This is a genomic window from Borrelia hispanica CRI (assembly GCF_000500065.1).
Classification (GTDB): domain Bacteria; phylum Spirochaetota; class Spirochaetia; order Borreliales; family Borreliaceae; genus Borrelia; species Borrelia hispanica.
Genome location: NZ_AYOU01000121.1, coordinates 112,021 through 129,693, shown reverse-complemented (window position 1 = coordinate 129,693; position 17,673 = coordinate 112,021). Strand labels below are relative to the sequence as shown.

Below are 17,673 nucleotides of genomic sequence, written 5' to 3'. Positions count from 1 at the left end.
TTAAATGAAAAATATGATAATACTAGTACTAAACACAGGAAGTTCCTCATTAAAATTTACACTTTATGAATATCAATATCACAATGGAAAAATATTAGCATCAGGAATAATTGAAAAAATTAAAACAACCCAAGCAATAATCAAAATTAAGTTCAAAAACAAATTTTTAGAATTAACGAATTTAAACATTCAATCTCACAAAAAAGCACTAAAACATTTGATTAAAATTTTAACAAATAAAAAAACTAACATTATTAATCATTTAGACCAAATTCAAGGAATAGGACACAGAATTGTACATGGGGGTGCAAAATTTAAAAACTCAGTAATCATTAATAAAAATGTATTAAATGAACTAAAAAAAATATCTCTTCTTGCACCTCTTCACAATCCAACTGCAATAAAAGTAATAGAACAAATGTTTATATTATTTCCAAATGCAAAACAAGTCGCATGTTTTGACACATCATGGCACCAAACCATGAATCAAAAGGCATTCTTATATGCCATACCATATTCTTGGTATAAAGATTATCATATTAGAAAATATGGATTTCATGGTCTCTCATATGCATATATAACAAAAAGAACTGCAATAATACTCAATAAGAATGTAGAGGATCTAAATTTAATAATATTACACCTAGGCAATGGAGCAAGTATTAATGCTGTTCAAAAAGGAATATCTTATGACACAAGTATGGGACTAACTCCACTTGAAGGCCTTGTAATGGGCACAAGAAGTGGAGACATAGATCCTACAATTATCCCCTTAATGAGCAAAATACTAAAAAAAACTCCAAAACAAATTGAAGACATTCTTAATAAAGAAAGTGGTATGCTTGGTATATCGTGCAAATCAAATGACTTAAGAGATATTTGGAAAGAAAGTAACAATAATAAATATAATTCTAAACTTGCGGTTGAAATAATGACTTATAGAATAAAAAAATATATTGGGTCTTACCTTGCGGCTTTAGACTTTAATATTGATGCAATAATCTTTACAGCAGGAATTGGTACTAGCGATTATGAGATAAGAAAATTATCACTTCAAGGATTTGAAAAAATTGGAATTAAAATTGACCTTCAAAAAAATAATTTAGCAATAGATAAAAACACAGAATATGACATATCAAGTAATCAAAGTAAGATAAAAATACTTGTCATCCCAACAAATGAAGAACTAACTATAGTCGAAGATACCTATAATCTAATAAAAAATAATTAATCACAAAATATAATATACAAAAAACGACTCTTTAACATAAAACATTTTTTTAAATTAAACAAATAATATTAATAGCAATTACTCATTGCATATCTCACATTAAAGCAAGGCTTTATTTTTAACATCCTCAAGTACATCCGCTCCCTTAACAATCTTTAATAAAGTAAAAGCAAACTCAAAAGACGTGCCAACACCCTTAGAAGTAATAAAATTATTACTAATAACAACATCTTCATTAACAAACTCACCATCAGTAATATCATTTTCAAGCCCTGGATAACATGTAAATTTACTCTCACCCAAAAGTCCCTTTGCAGCCAGAACAACTACTGGAGATGCACAAATAGCTGCAATCAACTTGCCCTGTAAATTCATATTTCTCAAAATATCATCTAAATCCTTAGATTCAAAAAGATTCGTAGCACCTGGCATTCCCCCAGGAAGTATTATTAAATCAAAATGATCTGCTGTGCAATCTGATATCTTCTCATCTGCTCCAAAAACAAAACCCATAGAACTTGAAACAAGTTTACTATCATTTAAACTTACAACTTTCAAATCAACATTACCACGCCTTAGAATATCCATAGGCACTACAGCTTCAATTTCTTCAAAACCATCTGCAAGTATAATTGCTACTCTCATAATACAAACTCCTTAATGCTGATGGAGGGACTTGAACCCACGACATCCCGGATATGAGCCGAGTGCTCTAACCAACTGAGCTACATCAGCCTGTAGCCATTAAAGTGTATAAATTCAAAGATATTTTGTCAATATAAATAGTACTGATAAACAAACAAAACATTTAATATAAATTGGAAATAATAATTAATTTACAATTACAATATAAACAATATATTCAAAAAATTTTAAAATAATAAGGAACTTGAAATAAGTAAACCTAAAACAATATGATATACTTATAAATCAAAAAAAGATTAGTATGGTTTCAAATGAAAAAAATTATTTATATAATTGTTTTTTTAATTAATAATAATTGTTTTTGTTATGACTTTTGGAGTACAGAAAATAAAGAAAAATTAATAGAACAAATAGTAAGTCAAATGAATGACAAAGAATTATTGGGACAAATGTTTATGATAAGTTACCCAAAAGAAGAAATAACAAACTTTACCTTAAACTTCATCAAAGAAAAAAATTTAGGTGGAATCAAAATTTTTGGATGGAATGCAAAAAATTTATACAAATTAATAGAAAGTATAAATAAAGCACAAACAACTTCTCAAAACAATAGATTTAAAATTCCCTTATTTATAGCAACAGATCAAGAAGGTGGATGGACACAACATATAAAACTTACAACATCAAAAACAATAGGAAATCTTGGCATAACAGCAACTCTATCACCAAATGATGCCTACTTTACTGGATATCACATAGCAAATGAATTAAAACAACTTGGAATTAACATAAATTTTGCTCCAATAACAGATATTTACAGTAATGAAGAAAATTTCATAATAGGACCAAGAACATATTCAAATAATCCACAAATCGTATCTCTATTTGCATTGGCTTTCTATAAAGGACAAAAACAAGCAGGCATAATCTCAACAGCAAAACATTTTCCCGGACATGGCAATACTGTTATTGATTCTCATATAAAAATGCCAATAATAAATTCAGATTTAAAAGAAATTAAAGCAAATGAGTTGTTACCATATAAAATACTAATACAAGAAAACATTCCAATGATTATGAGCGGACACTTAGCATATCCAATGCTTACAAACGGAAAAGAAATACCTGCATCCTCATCAACTAAAATTATCAAGGAAATTCTTAGGCAAGACTTAAAATACGACAATTTAATAATAACAGATGACCTACTAATGAATGCAGTAAAATATCAAAATGAGAGCATTTATGACACAATTGAACGAATTATTAGAACAGAAACTGATATTTTATTAATATCATTAAATGAAGATATACAAAATAATGCTTACAATCAACTATTAAACCTCATGCAAAAAGATAATACAATAAGAGAAAACATTATTAAATCCAATAAAAGAATACTTAAAATAAAATTAGAATATCTAAAAGAAAAAAGAAACAGAGAAGAACTTTTTCCAAAATATGACAATGCTAAAGAAATACCTACTAAAGAAGCTGAATTTTTTTTTGAACAAAATACATTAAGGAGTATAACAAAAATAAAATTATCAAAAAAGGTATCAAAGCAAAAAAAAACGCTATTAATATCACCTTATAACACAATGATTAAAGAAGGTAAAAAAATATTTCAAAATAGTTATGGCTATTATTATAATTATTATCCACTAAATAGCATGAATCCCATACAATTAAAAGAAATAAAAAATTTAATTGAAAAATATGAACAAGTTATTTTTAATGTATCAACACCTGCTAGTTTAGAGTACATAAAAAATTTAAAAGAATATAAAAATAAAATAAGCATCATTGTGTCTCTTACTCCTCAACACATTAAACAACTTAACTGGATAGAAAACATAGTAGTAGTATATGGCACCACAACACTATCATTTAAATCTGGATTTTTAACTTTAACAGAAGATTTTAATCCAAAAGGACAAATACCTTTAATGAATTTCAAGAATTAATAGCATCTTTAATATATGCAATTATTTGATTTTCTAAAAGGTTTAAAGCACTACTTTTAATCTTAAATCCACTAGCATGTTTATGTCCCCCTCCTCCAAAATATTTTGCAAGTTCACCCACATCGAAATATTCCTTAGAACGAAGTCCTGCTAAAATAGAACCATCTTCTGTTTCTTTCAAAATAATTAGTATTTCATTATTTTCTACATTAGCAAGAAGTGAATAAAATAGTTCATTAACTCCACTAATATTATTGTCTCTCTTAGCATTAAAGGGTAAAATCGTTAACAATACCTTCCCATCAAAATACGTCCTAAGATTATTTAGCATCATACTAAGCACATCTATTGAGGCTAAACTTTTAACAGATTCAATATAATTATAAATATCTTTAAGGATCAAGCCTTTAGATACAAGTCTAGATACCATTTCAAAGGGTGCAGGATCATCGCTTGAAATAAATCTAAAAAATCCTGTATCTGTACAAAACCCCACTAAAATATACCATGCCTCTTCCTTAGTAACTTCATATCCAAATGCTCTAATTAACTTTTCAATCAAAAAAGTTGTTGAAGGCGCACCAGGATCAATATATCCAAGGGTATCCAATTTATCTCCTGAAGAATGATGATCAATAACAAGAATGGGCATATCTTTTACATAAAAAACAAATTCATCTCCAATGCGATCAAATATGGAGCAATCCAAAATAATAACAGCATAATCTGATAAATTAATATCTGGCCATCTAGACAAAAACTTCTCTCTAAAAGGAATTATTTCCTTCCTTACAAATGGACCTTCATTTAACAGAATAATTCCTTTGCCTATTCTGCGCAAAAAAGAAGCCAACGCCAAAGATGAACCTATACAATCAAAATCGGGATCCTTATGCCCAACAATAATAAAATTGTCATACTTTTTAATAAATTCAATAACATCAATCATAAAAAAACATTAACAAACCTTTCACATAAATCAATAACCACATCTTATAATTAAACATTTTACAATATTTTAATAGAAAATTATAAACATTATGTTATAATTGAATACGTTATAAATTCAAGGGGTTTTATAAATGAATGATAATGAACAGGATACAATTATAAAAGCATTTCAATTAGCTGAAACTGCACGAAATAATGCATATTCTCCTTATTCAAATTTTAAAGTTGGAGCTTGTATTAAAACAAAAGACAATTTATTTTTTCAAGGTTCAAATGTTGAAAATGCAAGTTTTGGAGCAACTAGATGTGCAGAACAAGCTGCAATAATGAACATGATATCATCTGTTGGCATCCAAAAAATAGATTTCATATTAGTCACAACAGTCCCAGCAAGTGTCCCATGCGCAATATGTCGTCAAGTAATGTCAGAATTTTTTGAAGAAGATACTAAAATATTAATAACAGATCCTAATCAATTTAACATGAACAAAAAAGTTTTTAAAACTTACACACTCAACGATCTACTTAAATTTCCATTCAATAAGGAAGAACTATCAAAAATATTTAAAGCAAATCAAACAACATGACATAAAATCTTATATAAAAATCAAGTCTCAATATCAACCCAAAATACCAAGAGAAACGATAGCCTTTGCAAACTCGCTTAACTGATTAGATTTCATAGTACATGCAGATGCATCAAAAATATCTAAAATAATTCTTTTCTCATCAAAATTAAATTCATGCTCCAAAATTTCTAATGACAAAAAATCAATCATTGGAATAAATTTATCAATAAAATCATATATTCCTTTATCAAAATTAAAATTTTCATAATAATAATTAAACATATTTTCTAAAGCCTTTTTGTCAAAAACTTTAAGAAAATCATAAAAAACATTTTCGACATTCTTTACATTATTCATTAAAATTTCATCTTTAGAAATACATCTTTTGCATTTTTTAACAAATAATTGAGATTGCAACATAAGACACCCCTCCACCCCATTTAGTGATATAACGAAATTAATTGAATATTAAAAAAAATAATGTTATCTTTACACATAATAGGATTATGCAATAAACTAAAGGAAAAGTGCAAATATGATTAAAATAATTAATAGCAAAAATATCAATAAATGCACTCAATTAAATCTTGAAAACCTACAAAAAAATGAAATTTACATAGCGTATGTAGAAAATAACGTTAATACGATTTCATATTTAAAAGCAAAAATACAAGATAAAGAAATTCAAATCAATAATTTTTATATGGATCCAAATTTTCATGCAGAAGGAATAGAAAAAATATTAATTCGTAATCTAATCCACTATGGGAAAAAAAATAAAGTACACAAAGTATTATGCAAAATCAATGATATAAAAGAAGAGCTTAAAAATTTAGGATTTGTCAATAACAATAATGAATATGAAAAAGATTTAACTCATGAAACAAAAAAAGATACAATCATTATGAGAATAGGATTAATTTCAGTACTAGCAGAAATAGCATCAATAACATCTAAACTTACCGTTGGCATTCTTTTTAATTCATTTGCTCTCATAGCAGATGCACTTCATGTTACATCAGATTTCATTTTATCAACAATTACATATTTTAGTTTAAAAATTACAAATAAACCAGAAACAATTCATTATCCTTACGGATATAAAAAAATGGAAAATTTAATAGCATTAATTATAGGAATCGCCATAATAATCTCAGGATTTACAATATTTATAAACTCAACAGGACTAAATCAAATAATAGATTTTCATCAAGAACCTGAAATGCATATTAATCATGAACATCATAGTAAGAAAAACATATTAGAAATATTTTCAAATAATTCTTTTAAAAAAAGCATTTGGATACCATTAATACCTTTTATATTCTTTTTAGTAAAAATAATCGAGCATGTAGTAAAATTCCAAATCGGTAAAAGATATAACAATTATTTACTTCTAGCATTATCATCATCCGACAAGAATTGTATATTCTCTCATGGAGGTACCACATTAAGTTTATTACTTGCAACTTATGTATGGACAGGTTTTGACAAAATAATATCCATATGCATTGGCTTTATGATGATTAAAGAAGGATTACACGTAATTATCGACAATGCAAATAATCTTCTCTCAAAACAAAACATAAACTTAAAAAGAGAAATAAAAAATACATTAAAAAATATTAATATCAACTTTAAAGAACTGAATTTTTATCATCAAGGAAATGAAATAAATCTTTACATCAAGCTAGACTTAAAGTATGAAGATAACTTAGAAAAGTTAATACAAAAAGTAGATAAAATAAAATATACAATAAAAGAACGTCATCAAGAAATATGCGAAACCCATATATTAATATAAGAACATAAAATTAATTGACACTACAAACAAAATTATGTTAGACTATGTTCCAAGACGCAGGGTGGAGCAGCTGGGTAGCTCGTCGGGCTCATAACCCGAAGGTCGCAGGTTCAAGTCCTGCTCCTGCTATTTATATGTGAGGGATTAATGAACAGAAAAAGTATAGCTAAAGGAAAATTGGTTAGACGATTTGGGGTTAATATCTTTGAACAGCCAAAATATGACAAATTACTTAAAAAAAAACCCAATCCACCTGGAATGCATGGAAGATCTAGACGAACTAAAGTTACAGAATATGGAAAGCAATTAATAGAAAAACAAAAGGTAAAATTTACTTATGGTGTTAGTGAAACGCAACTCACTAATATTTTTAAAGAAGCAAGAAGACAACAAGGAGTCACTGGTGATAATCTCTTAGCATTACTTGAGAGAAGAATTGACAATATTGTTTATCGAGCTGGATTTGCCATTTCAAGAGCTCATGCAAGACAAATAGTTTCACATGGCATTATTATACTTAATGGAAGAAGAGTTACAATCCCATCCATTATTTTAAGAGCAAACGATATAATACAAGTAAAGGAAAAAGATAGCTTAAAAAAATTAGTTAGATCTAATATAGAAAAAACATCTACCCTTAGAAAATTACCAGATTGGATAGAAGTAAATGCTGACGCACTCAACGTCAAAATACTGCGAATACCATCAAGAGATGAAATACCTACTCTTGCAAATGAACAAATGATCGTAGAATATTATTCTAAGAGAGCGTAGTGTAACAAATAGCATGACTCTAGTCATGCTATTTACCTTTCTTTTTTTTAGTGAAATTTTTACCAAAGTTGGCATTCGAAAAGTTTAAAAAGTTATTTTTGGTTGGGTTTTTAATAATACCTTGAAAATTCAAAGATGCCCTACTACCTGAAGGTTTTCTAACTCCATCTTTCATAGCCCCTCCTTTAATAAATTTTACCACATAAACTTTAAATAATGTTTAAATAATCAAATACTTCTTTTAAATGAGAAACATACTTAACATCAATATTATCTCTAATATCTTCTGGAAGTTTAACATAATCTTTTTCATTATCTCTTGGAAGAATAATTTTATTTATACCATTCCTATAAGCCGCAAGAACTTTTTCTTTAATACCTCCAACAGAAAGAACCGAACCTTTAAGAGTAACTTCCCCAGTCATAGCAACATCCAAAGGTACTTTCTTATCAGATAAAACAGAAGCAATAGCTGTTGCAATAGTAATCCCAGCAGAAGGTCCATCTTTTGGTATAGCTCCCTCTGGGAAATGAAGATGAATTTCTGGAATTTCATTTATGTCCAAATTAAATTTTGAAGAATAAGTTTTAACAACAGAATATGCCAATTGCGCACTTTCTTTCATAACAGCTCCAAGACTACCTGTTAAAATAATGTCTCCTTTCTTATCAAACTTAATAGCTTCAACAGGAAGTACAGCACCTCCATAATTTGTCCAAGCAAGACCATAAACAAACCCAGAAGAATCAATTCGCATCAAATTAAACCTACATTCACAATTCACATAAAAATGAAAATTATGCATATTAATTATCCTATAAATACCACGAATATCAGGATCATGAGTAAAGAGTAAATTATTACCATGTATCAAGGAACTTGGAAAATAAAAATTTCCTTCAATAATATCTTCCTTTGAATAACTATAAAGCAATTCCCTTAAAAGCGTTCTAAACAAATTGGTCAATACTCTTTTTAAATTTCTCACTCCAGATTCCATAGTATAGTTTCTAATTATATGTAAAATAACATCATCTTCTATTCTAATATAAACTTTACTTAGACAACTCTCCTTAATAATATTTGGTATCAAAAAACTCTTTGCAATTTCTAACTTTTCAACACAAGAATACCCTTCTATCTTGATAATCTCCATTCTATCAAGAAGAGGCCTAGAAATTTCATTTATCGAATTAGCTGTTGCCACAAACAACACATTAGAGAGATCATAAGGAATCTCTAAATAATGATCAACAAACCTGGTATTTTGTTCGGAATCTAAAACTTCTAAAAGAGCAGCTTCTGGATTCCCTTTATAAGTACTATTAATTTTATCTATCTCATCAAGAAGAACAACAGGATTAGATTTACCTGCAACTTTGATTGCATTAATAAAAACTCCAGGAAGAGCCCCAACATAAGACCTACGATGTCCTCTAATTTCTGTCTCATCTCTAAGCCCACCAAGCGAAATTTTTGCAAATTCTCTAGAGAGAGATTTAGCAATAGATAAGGCAACTGAAGTTTTTCCGGTTCCAGGTGGCCCTACAAGACACAAAATAGGAGCCTGGACTTTAGAATTAATATGATAAACGGCTAAAAAGTTCATTATTTTCTCTTTAGCCTCATTCATACCATAATGAGAATTTTTTAAAATAATCTCAATTTCTTTTAAAGAATTCTCCATCACAGTATTTTCATTCCAGGGCAACTCAAGCAATAATTCAATATAATTCCTAACAATATTAGCATCTGGTGAATTTGCATTTGTACGAGTCAATCTAGATATTTCTTTTTCAATTCTAGATTTAATATCTTGAGGAATATCTTTTACATTCAATCTTTCAAGATAGTCAGTCTCGTCTTTACCTAATCTTTTTTGAATCTCCTTAACTTGTTCAGTCAAAAAATAATCTCTTTGTCCTTTATCAAGCTTAGATTTAACTTTACTCTTAATATCTTTCTTAAGCATTAAAAGCTCAGTCTCAATATTTAAATTCATGATTAACTTTTCTATTCTAGCCTTAACATTTAACTCTTGTAAAAGTTCCACTTTAACTTTATATTCCAAACTGACATTAGAAGCTATAACATCAACAAACTTAGCAGGACTATCAAAAAAATTGACATTCTCATCATCTTTTGATGTTGTAGAAGGCAAATAAGATTTATAAGTATCATAAGTTTCTCTTAAAAATTTAGCATAAGTAAAAAGTTCATCATTAAATTCACATTTATCAGATATAAAATCAACTCTTGCTCTAAAATAATCATTTCTCTTTAAAATACTCTTAAGAACAACTCTATCATGGAAATCAACTAAAATTTTTACCAAAGTCTCAGTAACTTTTATAACCTGAATAATCTTTGAATAAGTACCAATAGAATATAAATTATCTACATTAATCTTAGTATTAGCCGAAACAGACTCAAGATCCTTAATACAAAAAAATAAAATCAACCTGTCTTCTAACATAGACTGATATATGGCATTAATCGAAGCACTATCATCAAGACTAACCCACAAAGCCACATTGGGAAAAAAAACATTGTCTTTTACAAGAATAATGGGAAGATCATCTTTTTTAGCGTTAATTAGATTTAGAATTGATTTCATAAAGTTCTTTTGCCCAAGGCTTATTAACATGCCTTCCCGTTAAAATTAAGGGCTCAATGTTAGCATTTAAAACAGAATCTTTAGTCACAATAACTTTTTTAATTTGCTTACTGGAAGGAATTTCAAACATCACATCTTTAAGTAGTTCTTCTAAAATAGAGCGTAAGCCCCTAGCACCTGTATTTTTAAGCATAGCTTCTTCTGCAATTGCATCAAGCGCATCCTTTTCAAATAAAAGATCAACATTATCCATCTTAAACATATGATAGTATTGCCTTACAATAGAATTTTCAGGTTCAACTAATATTTTCATCAAATCTTTTTTTTCTAATTTATCAAGATAAGAATGCACAGGAAGTCTACCTACAAATTCTGGAATAAGGCCAAATTTAATCAAATCTTCCATTTCTAAATATTTTAAAGAATTATCTCCACCTGTATCCTTGCGACTAGAAGATGAAAAACCAATAAAACTTTTGTTAATTCTTTTTTTAATAATATTTTCAAGTCCAACAAAAGCTCCACCACATATAAATAGTATATCTTGAGTATTAATTGCAATAGTTTCCTCATAAGGATGTTTTCTACCACCTCTTGGTGGAACATTTGCAATAGTACCTTCAATTATCTTGAGTAAAGACTGTTGAACACCCTCTCCAGATACATCTCTTGTAATTGAAATATTCTCACCTTTTTTTGCAATCTTATCTATCTCATCTATATAAATGATACCTCTTTCTGCAAAACTCACATCTCCATTAGCAGCATGAATTAGCTTAAGCAAAATATTCTCGACATCCTCTCCCACATATCCAGCTTCAGTAAGAGTTGTAGCATCAGCAATTGCAAATGGAACATTCATCTCAGCTGCCAATTTTTTTGCAAGCAATGTCTTACCACTACCAGTAGGCCCTACAAGGAGTACATTAGATTTCTCAAGTTCAACCCCAGTCTCTCGCTTACTTCCCTTAAAGATCCTTTTATAATGATTATAAACAGCAACAGATAATACTTTCTTTGCATCTTCTTGCCCAATAATATACTTATCTAAATGACTCTTAAGCTGCTTAGGAGTTGGAAGCCCTCTTGGAGCCTTATTACTTGCTGGTTTGTCTGACTCTTCTTTAAAAAGATTATGACATATTTTAGAACATTCAAAACAAATCGCAACAGACTTTGCTGAAATAATCTTACCTTCAGCCTCAGCTCTAGTACGACCACAAAAAGAACACCCTTCAATTTTTTGACTTTTACTTCTTGCCATATAATCTCACCTAAAACTCAAACTAATTCCTCACCAAAATGCTATCAATGATTCCATAATTCAAAGCATCTTCTGGTGTCATAAAATAATCTCTCTCAATATCAAGAGCTAATTTTTCCTTAGAAACTCCTATTTTTTCAGACATAATATCTATTATTAACCTCTTAAGTCTTATAATTTCATTAGCTTGTATACTAATGTCACTAGCTTGGCCACCTATTCCACCCCAAGGTTGATGAATCATTATCCTTGAATAAGACAAAGACTCTCTCTTACCTACAGAACCTCCCGCAAGTAAAAATGCAGCCATTGAAGCCGCTTGACCAATGCAAATAGTCCTCACATCTGGCTTGATATACTGCATAGTATCATAAATTGCAAGTCCTGCAGTAATACTACCTCCTGGAGAATTTATATAAAGATATATATCCTTTTTAGAGTCTTCAGATTCCAAAAATAAAAGTTGAGCAATGACTGTATCTGCTCTTAAATCATTAATCTCACCACTCAAAAAAATTATTCTATCTCGTAGTAATCTTGAATATATATCAAACACACGTTCATAATTTCCAGTATGCTCTACAACAGTAGGCACTAAATTATGCATACATTCTCTTATCATTATTCACCTGTTCCATAATTAACAAAATCTCTAAAGGAAACTTTTTCAAGTTTAATTTCTTCCAAATCTTGTAAAATTTTCTCTTTAACCTTTTGTCTCTTAATTTCATTCTTTAAAAGTCCAAATAAATTTTTTTCTTTATAAAATTTCTTAACATCCTGAAGAGCCATTTTTAAATTTTGAGACTGCTTAATAAATTCATTCTCTAAATCAAGCTCCGTAACTTCGCTTGAATCATTATCTACAATTTTTTGAAAAACTAATTTAGATTTTAATTTATTAAGTACATTTTCCTTAAAAACATCACTAACACCCTCTAAACCTGCAGAAGAATTTTGCAACTGAGTAATGTTAATCTTATTTTGATGTGAAAATTCATTAATAACATTTTTTAATTCAGCTTCAAACATAGCAGACGGTACATCTATATTTACTTTTTCTGCAATACTAGATAATAACTTTGAAAGCTTGAGAGAATTGGTCTTCTCCTGAACAACTCTTAACATATTTTCTCTTACATAATCCCTAAGCTCTTCCAAAGTATTCAGACTATCTTTAACATCTTTTGCAAAAGCATCATCAAGCTCAGGAATATCACGTCTCTTTATATTCTTAACGCATATCTTCAATCTCTTAGAAGTATTAACAAGTTCACTAAACTTATAATCTATACCATAATTTTTTTCCACTATTTTCTCTTCATCTTTTTTCATCCCAATAATATCATCATCAAATCCATAATAATTATCAGATTCACCACCAACGGTAAGAACAAAATCTTGTCTTTTAGTTGCTAAAATCTCATTTAAAGAATCATCAAGTTCCACAAAATCTACTCTAACAATACTACCTACTTTAACACTACCGGTATCCTCAACAATTATTGAATTTTCAAATTGTAACAACTTAAGCTCATTTTCTATATCAGAATCAGAAATAACAACTTCTGGAATTTCCACCTTAAAATTTGAAATATCAAAAATTTCAAATTCAGGATAAGATTCATAAACAAAAGTAAATTCAAAATCTTTATCAAAATTTATTTCCAATTTTTCATCTAATATTTTAGGAACAGCATAACTTAATGGCTTATAAATTGCATTTTCAAAGAATTCTTCCAAAGATTTATGAATTAGATTCTCTATAGCAAGAGCCCTAATATTGTCAGAATATTTACCTTCAATAATGCTAAAAGGAACTTTACCAGTCCGAAATCCTTTAACTTTAAGACGAGAAGAATAATCTTTCAAGATTTCATTATATTTTGCCTTAACAAATTCTTTTGAAATTTGAATAACAGCTTCAACTTTAGAACCAGGCATTAATTTCACATTACTAGTTAATATCACAATATTCCTCTAATTAACATGCTTTAACATTAATAATTTTCAAAATTAAGCGAAAGACGGGATTTGAACCCGCGACTCCCACCTTGGCAAGGTGATACTCTACCACTGAGTTACTTTCGCACTTTTGCAGAAGGTGGGACTTGAACCCACATGCCTAAGGCACTAGATCCTAAGTCTAGCGTGTCTGCCAGTTCCACCACTCCTGCATACCTTAGGTAGTATACAAAACTTAAAAAGCTTTTGCAAGTACAAAACCAACACTTCACACCCAGCAGGGCTCGAACCTGCAACCTTTGGATCCGAAGTCCAATGCTCTCTCCAATTGAGCCATGGGTGTATCTAACAAAAAATAAAAGGTGACTGACGGGGCTCGAACCCGCGACAACCGGAACCACAACCCGGCGCTCTACCAACTGAGCTACAACCACCAATTACTCAATTATATGCAAATTTTATTTTATATATATTCAAAGAGTAAGTCAACCAAAATATATATTCAAAACTAAATAACATCAAAAAAAACTCACAACTTACAAAGTTTCCAAGCTTTTCTTTAAAAAATCATAAACTCTAACAACTGAAGCAATATCAACACGTTCCCTTGGTGTATGAGGATAATTGATCCAAGGCCCAATTGTAACCGCATCTATTTCTCCAAATTTTGCAGATATTATTCCTGTCTCAAGACCAGCATGAACCATTACCGTCTTAGCCTCATGCAAATACATATCTTTATATACATTTTTCAAATGACTTAGAAGTTCACTATGCTTCGATGGTTGCCAAGAAGAATAATCATAAATTATTTTAAAATTAGCACCTGCAAGCTTACTAATAGCTTTTAAATGACAACAAATATATTCCTTTTCAATATCTAATAAAGATCTTATTGTAAACACAAACTGATATTCATCCCCAACTTTCAACAGACTAGCAAAATTTAAAGATGTTCTAACAAGTTTTTCATCATAATCTTCAACCTTTTGAACTCCATGAAAAAACGCCATTCCCATATCTAAAAGTTTACCCTGATCTATGTCATCTAAAACATCACCAGAAAAATCCACTCTATCTAAAACAATCTCAAAACCAACATCAAGATTATGCATCTCCTGAACATGACACTTAAACAAGTCTAATTCTCTCTCTAATAAAGCATAATCTTCATCTTCAATCAGTATCAATGCCTTTGCCTCTCTAGGAATGGCATTGCTTTTACATCCACCAGATATGTGTCCAATCTCAAACGATATTTTTTCTCCAAGTAAATTTAATGCAAAAAAAATCAACTTTAAAGAATTAGCAAAATCAACATGAATATCTACACCAGAATGACCGCCTTGAAGTCCTGTAAATAAAATTTCAACACATGTTTTTTTTCTAGATTTTCTATATCGTGGCTCAAAATTAATATGAACAAGCCTAGAACCAGCACAACCAATCAAAAAATAGCCTTCTTCTTCTCCATCAAGATTAATTAACATCTTACCACTACATAAATTAGGATCAAGTCCAATAGCTCCTATTAATCCTATCTCCTCATCAACAGTAAAGAGAAGTTCTAAAGCAGGATGTTTAAAAGCAGAAGACTCACTCATAATGGCAAGCATAATTGCAACCCCAATTCCATTATCAGCACCAAGAGTAGTACCTGATGCAAAAAAATATCCATCATCCTCTATGATCTTTATAGGATCTTTTTCAAAATCATGTACAACAGATTCATTTTTTTCACAAACCATATCTGTATGAGCTTGTAAAATCACTGGCAAAACATTATCACATTCATTAGCCTTAATCTTAACCACAATATTTCCAACATTGTCTTCTTTAAAAGAAAATCTAAATTTTTTGGCTTCTTTTTTAATAAAATTACTAATACCTTTCAAATTCTTTGAACATCGAGGAATTTGAGATATCTGTTTAAAATAATGTATTACAATATTTTCCATCTATTATTTCCAATAAAAATTTACAATTATTAATAAGTATAATTACCATATACACAATATAATACAACTTAAAAAATCAATTTTTAACAAAAACATACTAAACAATCCATAAACTCAATTTACAAAGTCAATATATATTACATATAAGATATAAATTATATACTAACTAAATTGTATATAAAAAATTAAAAAATTTTAGCACCATCTGGATATTCAACAACAACCCTAAAATTCTCAGGGTAAACAAAAATCTTTCTGGACTTAGAATGCCCCACATCTCTAGCCAAAATTGGAATACCATGCTTATCTAATTCACTAAGTGCAAATGACGAATTTTCAACACCCACCTTTACTGTCCCCTTGGCTATAAAATTTGCACCTCCAAAAAGCTTAGCTTTAAGATTGCTTTTTGATGCACCATTCTCTATCATAGCATCAATTAACATAGGAATAGCATAAACACCATACCTACCCTTTTTAAGATCATCTACCACTAAATCGGATTTCACTAGTACATAATGATTTAACCCTATAAGCTTACGAAATTCATCATAAAGGACAACAGAAACACAAGACCCAAGTATTGTAGATATAACCCTATCATTTGATACAAAAGCCTCACCCGGTACGATTATCGTAACATCTCTCTTTAATTTAAAATTAAAATGATTTAACATAAAATTAATTACTCTCTAAAAAAATTTTTATAAAACCATATAAAATACTGTTAAACGTTTTACTTTTCAAATGCAATTAAACAAATAAACCTAATATTTATACTTGAAAAGTATTCAGGAATTAATCCTCTAAATCTTTAATCACTTCTCAACATAGCACTCAATATTTTAATGTTAGAATTTATTATCTAAAATAACCTCTCTTCAAAATATATTTAAAACTACTTTAAAGAAAAAATAAATCACACCCCCATTATATCTTTTTTCATTTATTTTTGCCAATGCAAAAAAATTTAGAATAATTATCAAATCCATATTCAAACAATTTCTGTGCAATTAATGAACGTTTCTTTTCTCCAACATTATCAACTCCCTTATTAACCCCTAAAATAACAGCTATTAACCTTATATCATCTTTTTTAGCTGTAGCAACTAAATTTAAACCAGATGTCTTAATATAACCCGTTTTTAATCCATCAGCATAAGGATAACTCAATATCAAAATATTTTTATTATCTTGTTTCAAATTTAACATCTTTGAAGAAGAAGTACTACCCAAATTTTCAAGTTTTGGATAAATAAAATCTTTAAGAGAATGTATCTTAAGCATAAATTCAAATTCATCTATATAAGTTTTTGCAAATAATGCCATCTCTAATGCTGTAATTTTATTATCTTTACTATAACCTGATGTATCAACAAAACTTGTATTTACAAGTTTCAATTTTAAAACATTATCATTCATCAAACTAACAAAATTATTTAAATCTTTACCAACTATAAATTCTGCAATCGCAATAGCAGCATCATTACCAGAAGAAACTACAAGACCCTTAAGCAATTCTTCAAAAGTTACCTTATGACCTTCTTCTAAAAACATTAATGAAGAATCTAAAGGCAAATTATAATATGAGGCAGAACTACTAATAGGAACAATGACATTTAAATCTATATTTTGCTTTTTTGCCTCAACTAAAGCAGTATAAATAGTAACAAGCTTAGTAAGTGATGCTGGCGGAAAAACCAAATTTGGATTTTTAGAATAAAGAACACATTTAGTATCACAATCAAGCAAAACGACTGACTTGGCATCCAAAGTTACTTTTTCAATTTGCAACAAAGTAATTGAAAATAGTTTATGAGCATTAAACACAATAAACATGCTCATAATAATAAAAATAATTTTCATACAATAAATATTGTATATTATTGCATGAAAATTTGTTATAAAATTAAATGGTAAATAGAAA

Annotated in this window: 15 protein-coding genes, 6 tRNA genes and 1 pseudogene; 6 read left to right on the top strand and 16 right to left on the bottom strand. The window is 29.0% G+C overall.

What is annotated here, in order from left to right; all coding sequences use genetic code 11:
* The first annotated feature begins 13 nt into the window (after positions 1 to 13).
* Positions 14 to 1,231 (top strand): acetate kinase, encoded by a 1,218-nt coding sequence (locus U880_RS0104165; RefSeq protein ID WP_024654884.1) that lies wholly within the window; start codon positions 14 to 16, stop codon positions 1,229 to 1,231.
* A gap of 99 nt (positions 1,232 to 1,330) precedes the next feature.
* Here the strand turns inward: U880_RS0104165 and U880_RS0104160 are convergent, their stop codons facing one another.
* Both U880_RS0104160 and U880_RS0104155 read right to left on the bottom strand, forming a co-directional pair.
* Complete coding sequence (locus U880_RS0104160; protein ID WP_024654883.1) at positions 1,331 to 1,876, bottom strand: DJ-1 family glyoxalase III; 546 nt, start codon at positions 1,874 to 1,876, stop codon at positions 1,331 to 1,333.
* A 16-nt stretch (positions 1,877 to 1,892) separates the two neighbouring features.
* Positions 1,893 to 1,966: transfer RNA gene (locus U880_RS0104155), tRNA-Met, on the bottom strand.
* 332 nt (positions 1,967 to 2,298) lie between these two features.
* On the opposite strand from U880_RS0104155, the gene U880_RS0104150 reads away from it, so the two are divergent.
* Positions 2,299 to 3,843, top strand: coding sequence for a glycoside hydrolase family 3 N-terminal domain-containing protein (locus U880_RS0104150; RefSeq protein WP_051373883.1), 1,545 nt, complete (start codon positions 2,299 to 2,301; stop codon positions 3,841 to 3,843).
* Here the strand turns inward: U880_RS0104150 and U880_RS0104145 are convergent.
* Positions 3,833 to 4,792 carry a DHH family phosphoesterase gene (locus U880_RS0104145; protein ID WP_024654881.1) on the bottom strand — a complete coding sequence of 320 codons (960 nt, stop codon included), beginning with the start codon at positions 4,790 to 4,792 and terminating at the stop codon, positions 3,833 to 3,835. The two genes, U880_RS0104150 and U880_RS0104145, sit on opposite strands and share 11 nt — an antisense overlap.
* Before the next feature lie 133 nt (positions 4,793 to 4,925).
* Here U880_RS0104145 and cdd point away from each other — a divergent pair, with 133 nt between their 5' ends.
* Positions 4,926 to 5,381: a cytidine deaminase gene (gene cdd, locus U880_RS0104140; RefSeq protein ID WP_024654880.1), complete on the top strand. Its 456-nt coding sequence runs from the start codon at positions 4,926 to 4,928 to the stop codon at positions 5,379 to 5,381.
* A gap of 33 nt (positions 5,382 to 5,414) precedes the next feature.
* Here cdd and U880_RS0104135 read toward each other — a convergent pair whose 3' ends face one another.
* A complete protein-coding gene (locus U880_RS0104135) occupies positions 5,415 to 5,783 on the bottom strand; it encodes a hypothetical protein (RefSeq protein WP_024654879.1) in 369 nt (122 codons plus the stop codon).
* A gap of 115 nt (positions 5,784 to 5,898) precedes the next feature.
* Between U880_RS0104135 and U880_RS0104130 the strand changes: the two genes are divergently transcribed.
* From U880_RS0104130 to rpsD, 3 genes are all read left to right on the top strand, one after another.
* Positions 5,899 to 7,167, top strand: coding sequence for a cation diffusion facilitator family transporter (locus tag U880_RS0104130; RefSeq protein WP_024654878.1), 1,269 nt, complete (start codon positions 5,899 to 5,901; stop codon positions 7,165 to 7,167).
* Positions 7,168 to 7,222: 55 nt separating this feature from the next.
* A tRNA-Met gene (locus U880_RS0104125) sits at positions 7,223 to 7,296 on the top strand.
* 18 nt (positions 7,297 to 7,314) lie between these two features.
* Positions 7,315 to 7,941, top strand: a complete 627-nt coding sequence (gene rpsD / locus U880_RS0104120) for a 30S ribosomal protein S4 (RefSeq protein WP_024654877.1) — start codon at positions 7,315 to 7,317, stop codon at positions 7,939 to 7,941.
* 28 nt (positions 7,942 to 7,969) lie between these two features.
* On the opposite strand, the gene U880_RS11520 is transcribed toward rpsD, so the two are convergent.
* The 12 genes and pseudogenes from U880_RS11520 to U880_RS0104060 all read right to left on the bottom strand — a co-directional run.
* On the bottom strand, positions 7,970 to 8,116 hold the full coding sequence (locus U880_RS11520; protein WP_162830779.1) for a hypothetical protein: 147 nt from the start codon (positions 8,114 to 8,116) through the stop codon (positions 7,970 to 7,972).
* 34 nt (positions 8,117 to 8,150) lie between these two features.
* Positions 8,151 to 10,559, bottom strand: coding sequence for an endopeptidase La (gene lon / locus U880_RS0104110; protein ID WP_024654876.1), 2,409 nt, complete (start codon positions 10,557 to 10,559; stop codon positions 8,151 to 8,153).
* Entirely contained in the window at positions 10,534 to 11,823 is a 1,290-nt protein-coding gene (gene clpX / locus U880_RS0104105) for an ATP-dependent protease ATP-binding subunit ClpX (protein ID WP_024654875.1), read from the bottom strand. Before clpX ends, lon begins: the two co-directional genes overlap by 26 nt.
* A 22-nt stretch (positions 11,824 to 11,845) precedes the next feature.
* On the bottom strand, positions 11,846 to 12,430 hold the full coding sequence (clpP, locus tag U880_RS0104100) for an ATP-dependent Clp endopeptidase proteolytic subunit ClpP (RefSeq protein ID WP_024654874.1): 585 nt from the start codon (positions 12,428 to 12,430) through the stop codon (positions 11,846 to 11,848).
* Positions 12,431 to 12,444: 14 nt separating this feature from the next.
* Positions 12,445 to 13,794, bottom strand: coding sequence for a trigger factor (gene tig / locus U880_RS0104095; RefSeq protein WP_024654873.1), 1,350 nt, complete (start codon positions 13,792 to 13,794; stop codon positions 12,445 to 12,447).
* A gap of 48 nt (positions 13,795 to 13,842) precedes the next feature.
* Positions 13,843 to 13,914 (bottom strand) — tRNA-Gly (locus U880_RS0104090).
* A 5-nt stretch (positions 13,915 to 13,919) separates the two neighbouring features.
* Positions 13,920 to 14,000: transfer RNA gene (locus tag U880_RS0104085), tRNA-Leu, on the bottom strand.
* A 57-nt stretch (positions 14,001 to 14,057) separates the two neighbouring features.
* Positions 14,058 to 14,131: transfer RNA gene (locus U880_RS0104080), tRNA-Arg, on the bottom strand.
* A gap of 17 nt (positions 14,132 to 14,148) precedes the next feature.
* Positions 14,149 to 14,223: transfer RNA gene (locus U880_RS0104075), tRNA-His, on the bottom strand.
* Between the two features lie 101 nt (positions 14,224 to 14,324).
* A complete protein-coding gene (gene pepD, locus U880_RS0104070; RefSeq protein ID WP_024654872.1) occupies positions 14,325 to 15,746 on the bottom strand; it encodes a beta-Ala-His dipeptidase in 1,422 nt (473 codons plus the stop codon).
* A gap of 185 nt (positions 15,747 to 15,931) precedes the next feature.
* Positions 15,932 to 16,423: a chemotaxis protein CheD gene (locus U880_RS0104065; protein WP_024654871.1), complete on the bottom strand. Its 492-nt coding sequence runs from the start codon at positions 16,421 to 16,423 to the stop codon at positions 15,932 to 15,934.
* A gap of 243 nt (positions 16,424 to 16,666) precedes the next feature.
* A pseudogene (locus U880_RS0104060) lies at positions 16,667 to 17,612 on the bottom strand (D-alanyl-D-alanine carboxypeptidase family protein); the annotation flags it as partial.
* Positions 17,613 to 17,673: the final 61 nt, after the last annotated feature.